The sequence below is a fragment of the Peptoniphilus indolicus ATCC 29427 genome (assembly GCF_000227315.1).
Lineage (GTDB): Bacteria > Bacillota > Clostridia > Tissierellales > Peptoniphilaceae > Peptoniphilus > Peptoniphilus indolicus.
In genome coordinates, this window is the sequence record NZ_JH165061.1 from 716,663 (window position 1) to 729,133 (window position 12,471).

General features: G+C 33.1%; 12 protein-coding genes and 1 pseudogene. 10 read left to right on the forward strand and 3 right to left on the reverse strand.

Going from position 1 to position 12,471, the window contains the following annotated elements; all coding sequences use genetic code 11:
• Window positions 1-227, reverse strand: a 227-nt coding sequence (locus HMPREF9129_RS11645) for a hypothetical protein (protein ID WP_040552255.1), incomplete at its 3' end; no start/stop codon positions are given.
• Window positions 228-402: 175 nt separating this feature from the next.
• Between HMPREF9129_RS11645 and HMPREF9129_RS03185 the strand changes: the two genes are divergently transcribed.
• The 6 genes and pseudogenes from HMPREF9129_RS03185 to HMPREF9129_RS03215 all read left to right on the forward strand — a co-directional run bounded on the left by HMPREF9129_RS03185 (window position 403) and on the right by HMPREF9129_RS03215 (window position 7,149).
• A complete protein-coding gene (locus HMPREF9129_RS03185) occupies window positions 403-1,518 on the forward strand; it encodes a cation diffusion facilitator family transporter (protein WP_083827158.1) in 1,116 nt (371 codons plus the stop codon).
• A gap of 1 nt (window position 1,519) precedes the next feature.
• The gene (gene trkA, locus HMPREF9129_RS03190; protein WP_004820293.1) at window positions 1,520-2,881 is read left to right on the forward strand and encodes a Trk system potassium transporter TrkA; all 1,362 of its coding nucleotides are present in this window, start codon (window positions 1,520-1,522) and stop codon (window positions 2,879-2,881) included.
• 71 nt (window positions 2,882-2,952) lie between these two features.
• Window positions 2,953-4,330 (forward strand): annotated as a pseudogene (locus HMPREF9129_RS12765) (TrkH family potassium uptake protein).
• The gene (locus HMPREF9129_RS03205; protein WP_004820299.1) at window positions 4,330-5,694 is read left to right on the forward strand and encodes a TrkA C-terminal domain-containing protein; all 1,365 of its coding nucleotides are present in this window, start codon (window positions 4,330-4,332) and stop codon (window positions 5,692-5,694) included. The pseudogene HMPREF9129_RS12765 and the gene HMPREF9129_RS03205 overlap by 1 nt, the downstream one beginning before the upstream one ends.
• Before the next feature lie 9 nt (window positions 5,695-5,703).
• Window positions 5,704-6,378 (forward strand): uracil-DNA glycosylase, encoded by a 675-nt coding sequence (locus HMPREF9129_RS03210; RefSeq protein ID WP_004820300.1) that lies wholly within the window; start codon window positions 5,704-5,706, stop codon window positions 6,376-6,378.
• Window positions 6,379-7,149 carry an alpha/beta hydrolase family protein gene (locus HMPREF9129_RS03215; protein ID WP_004820303.1) on the forward strand — a complete coding sequence of 257 codons (771 nt, stop codon included), beginning with the start codon at window positions 6,379-6,381 and terminating at the stop codon, window positions 7,147-7,149.
• A 16-nt stretch (window positions 7,150-7,165) separates the two neighbouring features.
• Here the strand turns inward: HMPREF9129_RS03215 and HMPREF9129_RS03220 are convergent, their stop codons facing one another.
• Window positions 7,166-7,696, reverse strand: a complete 531-nt coding sequence (locus tag HMPREF9129_RS03220) for a guanylate kinase (protein WP_004820304.1) — start codon at window positions 7,694-7,696, stop codon at window positions 7,166-7,168.
• A gap of 126 nt (window positions 7,697-7,822) precedes the next feature.
• Window positions 7,823-8,413 carry a leucine-rich repeat domain-containing protein gene (locus tag HMPREF9129_RS03225; RefSeq protein WP_004820306.1) on the reverse strand — a complete coding sequence of 197 codons (591 nt, stop codon included), beginning with the start codon at window positions 8,411-8,413 and terminating at the stop codon, window positions 7,823-7,825.
• 154 nt (window positions 8,414-8,567) lie between these two features.
• Here HMPREF9129_RS03225 and HMPREF9129_RS03230 point away from each other — a divergent pair, with 154 nt between their 5' ends.
• Genes HMPREF9129_RS03230 through wecB form a run of 4 tightly spaced genes read left to right on the forward strand, consistent with a single transcriptional unit; the run spans window position 8,568 to window position 12,399 of the window.
• Window positions 8,568-9,614, forward strand: coding sequence for an L-threonylcarbamoyladenylate synthase (locus HMPREF9129_RS03230; RefSeq protein ID WP_040552259.1), 1,047 nt, complete (start codon window positions 8,568-8,570; stop codon window positions 9,612-9,614).
• 10 nt (window positions 9,615-9,624) lie between these two features.
• Window positions 9,625-10,254, forward strand: a complete 630-nt coding sequence (upp, locus tag HMPREF9129_RS03235) for a uracil phosphoribosyltransferase (protein WP_040552261.1) — start codon at window positions 9,625-9,627, stop codon at window positions 10,252-10,254.
• Window positions 10,255-10,266: 12 nt separating this feature from the next.
• The gene (locus tag HMPREF9129_RS03240) at window positions 10,267-11,295 is read left to right on the forward strand and encodes a glycosyltransferase family 4 protein (RefSeq protein WP_004820313.1); all 1,029 of its coding nucleotides are present in this window, start codon (window positions 10,267-10,269) and stop codon (window positions 11,293-11,295) included.
• Window positions 11,296-12,399 carry a non-hydrolyzing UDP-N-acetylglucosamine 2-epimerase gene (gene wecB, locus HMPREF9129_RS03245; protein ID WP_004820315.1) on the forward strand — a complete coding sequence of 368 codons (1,104 nt, stop codon included), beginning with the start codon at window positions 11,296-11,298 and terminating at the stop codon, window positions 12,397-12,399.
• Window positions 12,400-12,471 lie beyond the last annotated feature (72 nt).

Below are 12,471 nucleotides of genomic sequence, written 5' to 3' on the forward strand. Positions count from 1 at the left end.
TTGTCGTTTACAATATTTTTAATATGTTTATAAATTATTAAAACTTGTTCGTCAGACCTATTAAAAACTCTTATTTTGGAAGAACAGAAACCCTCTCCACGAACTAAATTTACAATTGGAGAATAGATATCTACATAGCCCTCATAAATAAGTCTATCATCATCAAAAACTTCATATTTAAAATCGTCAATTATTGAATGGTCACATTTTATAACAAGACTTGTCATGTTCATCACCTTTGATTCAAAATAATATTATGTTTAACAAACATAAATTCTATATTAATTTTACATTAGAGTGTTAGTAACTTCAATCTAACTTTTAGATTATAAAGCTTTAATAAAAAAAATATCTATTGTATAATAACGTTAAAATAAGGGGGGTATTGAAATAGAAAAGATAATTTTAAAAGATAATAGAGAGGGTGCAGTATTTAGGACAGCTACTGTTGGCATATTGTCTAATTTATTTTTAGTTACGCTGAAAGTATTTGTTTATTTTGGAACTGGTTCAGTTTCAGTTTTGGCAGATGCAATAAACAATCTCACGGACTCAATGTCTTCGTTCATAACACTTATAGGAGCAAAAATGTCAAATTTGCCTGCAGATTCAGAGCATCCTTATGGACATGGAAGGATGGAATATATTGCGGGATTAGTTGTATCAGCGTTGGTTCTCTTTGCAGGATTTGAATTTATAAGGGCATCAATAGGAAAGATAATAAATCCATCAAGTGTTAGCTATACTAATTTGAGTATAGCGATAATGTTTGTTTCGTGTGTAGTGAAATTTTTTATGAGTTTGTTCTATAAAAAAGTGGGGACTAAAATTAACTCATATCCAATTTTAGCTCAATCAAAAGACTCTATATCAGATGTTTTTGTGACAGGAGTTGTAATAATTTCAATTTTTGTATACAAAATTACAGGTTATTTAGTAGATGGATGGGCAGGCCTTTTGGTCAGCTTTTTTATTTTGTATCAAGGTTATGATTTGATAAAAGAGACTATAAGTGCAATTATTGGTAGAACTAATCCTGAAGAAATGGTAGAGGTTGAAAAAATTGTAATGTCTTATAGTGAAATCATAGATGTACATGATATTATGATAGTAGATTTTGGCCCTGAAAAAGTTTACGCGTGGATGGACGTTGAGCTTGACGATAAGATGAGCATTATTGAAGCACATAATATAATTGATAAAATTGAAAGAGAGATATATGAAACAAAGGGGTATCATGCGAGTATACACTTAGACCCTGTTGGTTCATATTCAGAAGTTGAAACCAAAATTATATCAAAGCTTAATAAACTTATAGAAGAAGATAAAAGATTTTATTCATTCCACGACTTGTCGTTAAATGGAGATGAGATAAGCGTGGATATTGTTGTAGATGGTAAATTAGTAAAGACTGACAGAGATGAAGCTGGAGTTAAAAATATAGTATTAGAAATTTTAGGTGAAGAGGGACTAAGAAAAGTTGTAAAAATAGACAGGGTGTTTAAAGAGGAATTTTAGGATGAAAGTATTGATGGCAGGAGCGGGAAAACTTGGAATAAAATTAGCCCAAACGCTTATAGCAGAAAATTGTGATGTGACAATTTTAGATTCAGATGAAACGGTAATAGATTATGTAAATAATACACTTGATGTTTTAACTGTAAATGAAAATGCACTTAATTTTGAAGTGCTAAAGGAACTTGAAATTGAAGAATATGATTTATTGCTTGCGACTACAAATAGTGATGAGTCAAATGTTTTGATGTCAAGTATATCTAAAAAACTTGGAGTTAATAAAGTTATTGCAAGAGTTAGAAATCCTGAGTACAACAATCAAATTCAAATAATTAAAGAGGAACTTGGAATAGACTATGTAATCAATCCTGACTATGCAACGGCAGTGGCAATAGAGAAATATCTATTGAAGAGATATATGCTTATGAGTGATGAATTTGCCGGTGGAAAAGTCAAACTTGTAGATTTTAACATAGGACAAGATGAAACTTTTGTAGGCAAAAAAATAAAAGAACTTACAGGTTTTAAAGATATGTTAATAGCAGCGGTATCAAGAAGTGGAAGAACTATAATCCCAAATGGAGAAACTGTCTTAGAGAGCAAAGATGTTATAATGATTGTTGGAGAAAGCGGCACAATTGAAAAGTTTGACGAAGAACATTCGGGTATAAATAAACATCGTTCTCTTAAAAAAGTTATGATAGTAGGCGGAGGGAAGCTTGGCTTATATCTGGGGAAGTTGTTAAGTAAAGAAAAGATAGAGACTACAATTGTCGAGATTTCTAAGAGTAGATGTTATAAATTAATGGAACAATTACCTGAAAGTATGATTATAAATGCTGATGGGACAGATTTTAATGTATTGCAAGAAGAAATGTTAAAAGAGTACGATGCTTTCGTTTGCGCTACGGGAATAGACGAGACAAATTTATTAATGGCTCTTGCCGTAAAACAGTTTGGTATGTACAAATCAGTTGCTAAAATTTCCAGACAAAATTACAAAAAAATACTTGATAGATTAGAAGTTGACGCAGCTTTTAATTCGGCATATATAACTGCAAATGAGATAATCAGAACTATAAGGGGCTCAGGTTCTATAACTGTAAACTTGATGAGTGATGGAGAAACTGAATTCTCAGAAATTTTATTAAATAGCGGGCTTAAAGTTTTAAACCAGCCAATAAAAGATATACATTTACCTGAGGGAATGTTAATTACATCAATAGTGAGAGAGAATAGTGTAATAATTCCAAAAGGAGAAGATATCTTAAGAGAAGGCGACAGGATAATAGTATTGGCAACTAATAGACAAGTTGGAAATCTCAAGAACTATTTCTTCAATAAAAAGAAGAGGTGGTTTATATGAATAAATTATTTATTATAAAAATATTGGGAATATTAGTTTTGATAGAGGGAGTTTTTATGCTCCCTTCAGCTATGCATTCAGCGTTCATTAATGATGGAGCACTGAATTCATTTTTGATAGCGTTGGCAGTAGTATTTGTGGTTGGGATATCAGCATATTTTTTAATAAATACAAAGGCCTCAGTTACACCAAAAGATGGGTTGGCAATAGTCACTTGTGGGTGGATTATAGTTTCTTTATTAGGAGCATTGCCACTTTATTTATCTGATTCTGTTCCGACATATATTGATGGATTTTTTGAAATAGTATCAGGATTCACAACTACAGGGGCGAGTGTAATATCAGATATATCTGCTGTGCCAAAATCAGTAGTTTTATGGAGGAGTACAACCCACTGGATCGGTGGGATGGGGATTTTGGTCCTAACCCTTTCACTTTTGCCAAAGATCGGCGTCGGTGGATTTCAAATTTTTAAAGCTGAGTCGCCTGGACCAATAGCGGGGAAAATAGACCCTAAGATGAGCCAAACGGCGAAGAGATTGTATTCGATATATATAGTGATAACATTAATTTTATTTGTATTGTTGATGTTAGGCGGGATGAATGCGTTTGACTCCATAATACATACTTTTGGAGTTGTGGGTACGGGTGGATTTTCTTCAAAAGTAGAATCAGTAGGATATTTTAAGGGGGATTATATCCCACTTGTAATGAGCGCATTTATGATGATTTGCGGGACTAACTTTACACTGCATTATTATCTTTATAAAAAGAAATTAAGTTTAGTATTTAAAGATGAAGAATTAAAAACTTTTTATACAATAATAATTTTTGCAATTTTAATAATATCTTTAAATTTATTTTTAAAATGGCTTTGGTTCACTAAAAGAAGTTTTAATAAAAGCCATATTTCAAGTAACATCTATAGCTTCTACATCAGGTTTTGCAAATGCAGACTTTGATCTTTGGCCATCAGCATCAAAATTTACTCTACTAATTTTATATTTCTTCGGCTCATGTGCAGGCTCAACAGCCGGCGGGATAAAGATAATACGAATATTGATAGTCTTAAAGACTATCAAAAGAGAAATTATAAAAGTTATCCATCCAAAAGCGGTAATACCTATAAAGGTAAATGGAAAAATTATAAATGACAAAATTATTATGGGAATCTTTGCATTTTTGGGAATATATATGGCAGTTTTCATAGGTGCGAGTATATTAATTACATTTAGTGGAGTTGATATAATGACTTCAATTTCTTCAGTTGCCACAATGCTATCGAATGTTGGGCCCGGATTTAAGTTAGTAGGTCCGACAAGGACTTTTGAATTCTATTCAGGGGGATATAAATTGTTATTTTCGTTTTTAATGTTGCTTGGAAGATTGGAATTTTTCACAGTAATAGCATTGATAACACCTAAGCAAAGTATAAGAGGAGATTTTTAATGGAAAAAGTACTTTTAGTTGGAAATGGATACATTGGATTAAAAATTTTATCGGCAATTTCTTCAGAAATGGATGTAACTGTAGTAGATAAAGACAGAAACAGCATAAAGGAAATTGTTGAGACTGATAATATACATCCTGTGTATGGAAATATAGAAGACAGAAATTTTGCCTTAAATTTGTTTAAGCAAAAGTACGATTTTGTAGTTGCTGTTACAAACTCCGACAAAACTAATATCTTGTTGTCTACAATGGCTAAGAAAAGTGGGACGAAATGTACAATAGCTTCGATATTTCAAAAGGATTCTGTAGAACAGCTGACATTTTTAAAAGAAAGTATAGGAATTGACAGGATGTATAATATGGCAATTGAAATGTCATCTGAAGTTGAAAGAATTATAAAGGATAATTTGAGTTATCAATCAGATGTTTTTGGAAAGGGCAGAATAGAAGTTGTTGGGCATTCTGTAGAAATGGATAAAAATTTTGTTGGTCAACAGCTTAAAAATATAGGAGAGTTAAAGACTGTTTTAGTTGTAGGTATAACGAGAAAAGACGAAATACTTATTCCAAATGGAGAAACCGTAATAGAAGAAGATGATTATCTATATATTATGGGGCTTTCAAAAGATATATTGAACTTCAAACATAAACATTTTAGATTGGAACACAAGCCAAATAGAAAAATATTGTTAGTTGGTGTAAATGAATTTAGCTTGCAAATAGCAGAAGTCTTTAAAGAATATGACATCACAATAATAGAAGAAGATATAGAAAAAATTAGAAAGTATAGAACAGCTTATTCAAATGTATACATTCACAAAGCTAAGTTAAAAGGTGGAGAATTCTTTAAGAATTTTAGAAATTACGACGCTACAATTATAACCACTGAAAATGACGAGATGAATATAGTACTTGGAATAATTGCAAATAGACAGGGAATAAACCAAGTCATGGTAAAATTATCAGATATAAGCTATGAGTCCATAATAGATGAGATGAATTTTACATTGGTTTTAAAGCCAATGGATGTAGTTGCGAATCAAATAATAAAAGAACTTAGGTCTGATAGAGGGATTTCAATATATATGGCATTTAATAATCAAGCTGAAGTATATGAATTTAAATTAAAAGACGATTCTAATTTAATTGGAAAGAGTTTGATGGAGATAAATATTCCGGAAGGAATGTTGGTTGGCGGGATAATAAGAAAAGATGGAATGGCAGTTATTCCGCGAGGAAAGACAGTGATTGAAAATGGAGACAACCTTGTTATATTCTGTAAAAATGAAAGTAAAGATAAATTAAACAGATTTTTGGGAATAGACAATAGGAGAAGTTTTATACAAAGCATTTTTTCATAAGGAGAGAATATGAATAAAATAATAGGGAATAGTTGGGATGAATTATTAGAAGAGCAATTTAACCAACCATATTATCAAAATTTAAGACAGTTATTGATAGGAGAATACAAAAATTTTCAAATCTTTCCAAAGCCTGAAGATATCTTCAATGCATTTAAAAAGACTCCTTACGAAGATGTGAGGTGTGTGATTTTGGGGCAAGACCCTTACCACAATATAAATCAAGCTGAAGGATTGTCCTTTTCAGTTAAAGTGGGGCAGAGAATTCCACCATCACTTGTAAATATTTATAAGGAGTTAAAAAGCGATTTGGGATATGAACCGCCAAGACATGGAAGTCTTGTAAAATGGGCTGAAAGTGGAGTGTTACTTTTAAACACAACATTGACCGTTAGGGCACATACACCAATGAGTCATTCTAAAATAGGCTGGGAAATACTGACTGATAGTGTGATAGATATATTAAATAAAAAAGATTCTCCAGTAGTATTTATCTTGTGGGGAAGACATGCAGCTTCCAAAGAAAAATTGATAACCAATCCAAAACATTTGATTTTAAAGGCACCACACCCAAGTCCGCTGTCTGCAAACAGAGGATTTTTTGGATCAAAGCCTTTTTCCAAAACCAATGAATTTTTGGAAGCTAACGGATGCAGGCCAATAGATTGGAGGATTGATAATTAAATGGATTTTTTAAGAAGTGATTTTATAAATATAAATTTAATTGAAATAGATGATGTACCGGTATATGTAGTCAGACCAAAAGGAGATTTTGAGAAGTATAAGACAATTATCTTTTATCATGGTTGGGGGTCAAGTGCACAAAACCAAATTTTTAGAGCTAATATCTTGGCAAGCTATGGCTATCAAGTAATACTTCCAGAGGCTAGATACCATGGTACAAGAGGTGAACTTGACTACGAAGACAAGGACGTATTTAGAAACAGAATTTGTGAAGTGATAATGCATAACATAGAAGAGTTCCCTAAAATCCACAAATATGTAGTTGAAAATTTAGATACAGATGATGAACACATAGCGGTTGGGGGTCATTCTATGGGAGCTATCACAGCATCGGGACTATTTACTTTTAAACAGAGTTTGAAAGTGGCAATGTTGTTTAATGGAGTATGTGATTGGAAGTGGATAGTTGATGAAATAACTGCAAGCGGAGAAGTTTCATATGAAATGATGAGAATAAATGAATTCATGTTGCAGATGAGCCCTAAAGAACACCTATCTAATTTGGTTGATAGGGAAATGATAATGTATAATGGTGAAGAAGACGATATAATTTCTCCAACAACACAAGAAAATTTTTATAAAGAAGCCAAGGAATACTATCTGGAAAAAGACAGAATTAGATTTACTAAGTGGGAAGCGACAGCACATCAGTTAACAACACAAATGCTTGAAAAAGCTATAATGACATTAAAAGAAGAAATAAAATTTTAGGACCCAATTTGGGGTCCTATTTGCATGTAGATTTTATAAATTCACTAATTGCATTTGAATTAAACTCAATGGGTCTTCTTGAATCCACAAAGAAATCACAATAACTTATTAGACCGAGGCCATCGTTTAACCTAGACATAACATCAGTTATATCATCGCCTCTTTCAAGCATACGTTCTTTTAAAGTTGGGGCATCTAAAGTTAAACATATACAGTATGCTCCCATTTCTTTTAATTCTCTAACACCATTTACATCCAGTACTATTACGATATGTTCTTCTTTTGAGTTTACATATTTTTGTAAGCTTTGTTTTGGTACGCCGTACAAATTTCCTGAGTATTCAGTAACAGCTAATAGAGCGTTTTGTTCCAACATAGAATTGAATTCATCTTTAGTTTTAAAAAAATAGTCTATTCCATTAACTTCGCCATCTCTCATTGGTCGAGTTGTGCAGGTTATTATTCTTTTAAAGTCATCTCTTTTACTTAAAATATTTGCTTGTGTAGTTTTCCCGGAACCGGAGGGACCGGTGAGTATATATATCATAAACTTCCTCTTTATCTTTTTTAAAAAGTATATTTTAAGCTAAATTAAAAGTCAAGGTTGAGGAGCTTTCTCAAAAATCAAGAAAAATAGAAATTCCCGAGATTTCTCGGGAATAAAATAACTTAATTATTTGTTAACTACTGTAGTTGTTTCAAAAGCATCTTTGTGTAATTCTTCAACAGAGCTTGGAACTTCAACTTCAAAGATATTATTTTTTCTAAAAGCAAACATATTAATTTTCTTTAATGAACTTGGTAATTCAACTTTTTCAAGTGCATTTGCATAGAAAGATGATGTATCTATAAGTTCAAGTTTGTCATTAAATTCAACATTTGAAATGTTGTTAAGAGCGAAAGCACTTGGCCCGATATGAGTAAGTTCAGAAGGCAGTTTTAAAGAAGTTAATTTATTTCTATAAAAAGCGAAACCGTCTATTTTCTTTACTGAATCAGGAATAGTGATTTCAGAAATGTTGTTAACGCCAAAAGCATCATAACCAATTTCTTCAACTGTTTCAGGAATTTCAAAAGTAGATAACTTTCTACGGTAGAAACAGTTTTGTGCAATTTTTCTAATTGGAGTTCCATCTGGACCTTCCTTAGGGATAGGCATATGAGTAATACCTTCGTTTTTAATTTTGTCTTTACCTTGTCTTGTCATTCCAACAAGAGTGTCACCTTTGATAATAAAATCATCAAATTCAAATTGATTAGCCATGTAAACCTCCTAAAATATTCCATATGTAATCTTAAGTAAAAGTATATCACAAAGGGAATGGTAATAAAAGGCAATAACAAATTTAAGACTATCTTAACTTGTATGATATTTGACTAATTGTTATAATTTAATGCAGAAAGAAAGGTTGAACATCATGGAAACTAAAATTATAAAAGTAGATAATAAAATTACAGAAAACCAACTTAAAGATATAAAAGAAGTTTTTGACTTGGGTGGATTAGTAGTTTTTCCTACAGAAACAGTTTACGGCCTGGGAGCAGATGGATTGAATCCTGAAGCTTTGAAAAGAGTTTATAAAGCTAAGAACAGACCTGGAGATAACCCATTGATCCTACACATTGCAGAAACATCTCAATTAGAAGGTATCGTAGAAAATATTAGTGAAGATGCTAAAAATATGATGGAAATGTTTTGGCCGGGGCCATTGACTTTGATAATGAATAGGACTAAAGACGTTCCAAATGAAGCAACAGCAGGACTTGAAACAGTTGCGGTCAGAATGCCGGAACATGAAATTGCCAGAGATATACTTTCATATTGTAATAAACCTATTGCTGCACCTTCAGCGAATCTTTCAGGCAAACCTTCAACCACTTCTTTTGAAAGAGTATTTGAAGATTTAAATGGCAAGGTTGAAATAATAGTTGATGGAGGAAAAGCTTCAGTTGGAATAGAGTCAACAGTAGTGGACACCACAGTAAATCCTCCTTTGATATTAAGACCGGGTAAAATTACAAGAGAGGATTTGGAAGTAATAGTACCTAACATAGGTATTGATGAGTCAATTATATCTAAAGATGAATCGATAATTCCAAAATCTCCCGGTCAAAAGTATAAACATTATGCACCAAAAGCAGAAGCATATTGCTTTGTTGGGAACTTAGATAATGTTGTAAAAGAAATCAACAAGCGAATTGCCGAACAAAAGAACGAAAAAATAGCAGTGTTAGCCACAGATGAGACAATAGATGGCTACGAGGGAGCACACTTCATAACTTCCCTTGGATCAAGAGAAAATTTAGAAGAGATAGCATCAAATCTATTTGAAGATTTGAGAAAGTGCGATGATGAAAAAGTAGATATGATTTATGTAGAAGGCTTTGAGTTACGAGGCCTTGGAGTTAGCATTATGAACAGGCTTTTAAAAGCTTGTTCGGGTAGAGTAGTATTTGGACTTTAAAGGAGGAAATATGGGGAAATTAGTAGTTACAGACCATCCATTAATACAACACAAACTTACAATTTTAAGAGACAAGAATACATCATCTAAGGATTTTAGGCAATTGGTAACAGAAATGGCAGCTCTTATGGGGTACGAAGTTACAAGAGATCTAGAACTTAAAGATATAGAAGTAGAAACACCACTTGAAAAGACAATAGGAAAAGAAATATCGGGAAAGAAGATAGGTATTGTTCCAATATTAAGGGCGGGGCTTGGAATGGTTGATGGGGTTTTATCAGTAGTTCCGGGTGCAAGGGTTGGACATATTGGGATGTATAGAGATCCGGAAAGTTTAAAACCGGTTACTTATTATTCAAAATTCCCCAAAGATATAGAAGAGAGAACAATAATTCTATTAGACCCAATGCTTGCAACAGGGGGGTCGCTAATAGAAGCGATAGATGAAGTGAAAAGAGCAGGAGCAACAAGCATAAGAACGCTTAATATTTTAGCGGCGCCGGAGGGAATCAAAGCAGTTCAAGAAGCTCATCCGGATGTTGATATATATGTTGCATCAGTTGAGAGAGAACTTAATGATCATGCCTACATCTTACCGGGACTTGGGGATGCAGGAGACAGACTTTTTGGGACTAAGTAAGAGGTATTTGAAATGGCAGAACTCTTAAAACCTATTGTTCTGGCATTTTTAGTATCGCTTGCAATGACACCTATAGTCATAAAGCTTGCTAAAAAATTTGGGTTTTTAGACATACCTAAGGATGCCAGAAGAATGCACAACAAACCAATACCACTCTCAGGTGGGGTGGCAATGTATTTTGCCCTAATGATTGGAATGATTGTATTTTTAAAACTAAATAGAGAACTAATCTGCGTAATGCTAGGGGCAACATTAGTTTTACTATCAGGGCTTATAGACGATAAAACGGATATGAGCCCTAAGATGAAATTGTTGTTTCAGCTAACGGCAGCCGGGATACTGATATTTGGAAATGTTAGAGTAGAATTCTTTACAAATCCATTTCCGATAGGAGAGAGTGTAATATTTTTAGGAGCATTGTCAATTCCAATCACAATTTTTTGGATAGTTGGAATTACAAATACAGTTAATCTTATCGATGGAATGGACGGATTGGCAGCTGGTGTGTCATTGATTTGTTCGATTTCTCTAATGTTTATAGCGAATAAGTTTGGATACGGGAACATAGCTACAATAGCGGCTCTTTTGGCGGGGGCTTGTGCAGGATTTTTGCCGTACAATTTTAATCCGGCAAAGATTTTTATGGGGGATACAGGAGCCTTGTTTTTAGGGTTTATGTTGTCTTATATATCGATTGAAGGGATAATGAAATCAGCAGCTGCACTTACAATTATAGTGCCTGTGTTGATACTTGGAGTGCCGGTTTTTGATACAACATTTGCTATGGTAAGAAGAAAACTGAGCGGCAAAAAGATAATGCAAGCAGACAAAGGACATTTACACCATAGACTGCTGGCTTTAGGACTAACACAAAAACAAACCGTTTTAATCCTATATGTAATATCGGTTATATTCGGATTACTTGCAATAGTAGTAGCTGAAGTAGATGCTAAGATGGGACTTTTCATATCAGCACTGGTAATAGCGGCAATTATAGTTATGGGTATATTTAGTGGAATGTTTAAGTCCAAGGAGGAATAGATGAAAGTAATTTGTGTTTTTGGGACAAGACCTGAGGCTATAAAAATGGCTCCGATAGTTTTGGAACTTAAAAAGAGAAAAAATATAGAAACTATAGTCGCCGTAACAGGACAACACAGGGAAATGTTAGACCAAGTTTTGAAAATATTTAATATAGTTCCGGATTATGATATGAATATATTTAAACCCGGTCAAACTCTAACAGAAATAACGGTAAATTCATTATTGGGGCTTGAAGAGATTTTAGATAAAGAACAACCGGATTTGCTTTTAACTCAAGGCGACACTACAACAGTTTTTGCATCAGCAGTTGCGGCATTTTATAAGCAAATAAAAATAGGTCATGTTGAAGCGGGACTGAGATCAGGAAATTTGTATTCGCCATACCCGGAAGAGGCAAATCGCATGTTGACAGGAGTGTTGACAGATTTTCACTTCTGCCCAACAGATGGAAATAGACAAAACCTTTTAAGGGAAGGCTACAGTGATGATAAAATTTACATCACAGGTAATACAGTAATAGACGCTTTAAAAATAGCTATAAAAGAAGATTTTGTATTTGAAGATGATGTTTTAAACAATATAGACTATTCAAAAAAAGTAGTACTGTTGACTTCACACAGAAGAGAAAACATAGGCGAACCTATGGAAAATATATTTAAAGCTGTAAAAGAGGTTGTGAGAGAAAGAGAAGAAATAGAGGTTATATTCCCTGTTCATTTAAATCCAAAAGTTAGAGAGATAGCTAAAAAATATTTTGAAGAAGAAGAGAGAGTTCACATGATAGAGCCTCTTGACTATTTACCTTTCTCAAATTTGATGAACAAAGTCCACTTAGTATTAACTGATTCAGGTGGAGTACAAGAAGAAGCACCGGCACTTGGGAAACCTGTATTAGTTCTAAGAGAAGAGACAGAGAGAATGGAGGGTGTGGAAGCAAACACAGCCAGACTTGTTGGAACAAAATACGAAAATGTATATAAAAACTTTTTAGAACTAATAGATAATCAAGAAGCATATAATAAAATGGCGCACGCAGTAAATCCTTACGGAGATGGAAGAGCAGCAGTTAGAATAATAGATATAATTGAAAAGAAATTTTAGAGGAGCGAAAGCTCCTTTTTATTTGTCTTAAAGCTTGAAAATCAATACCTAATTAAAACTAAGTAGATGTTT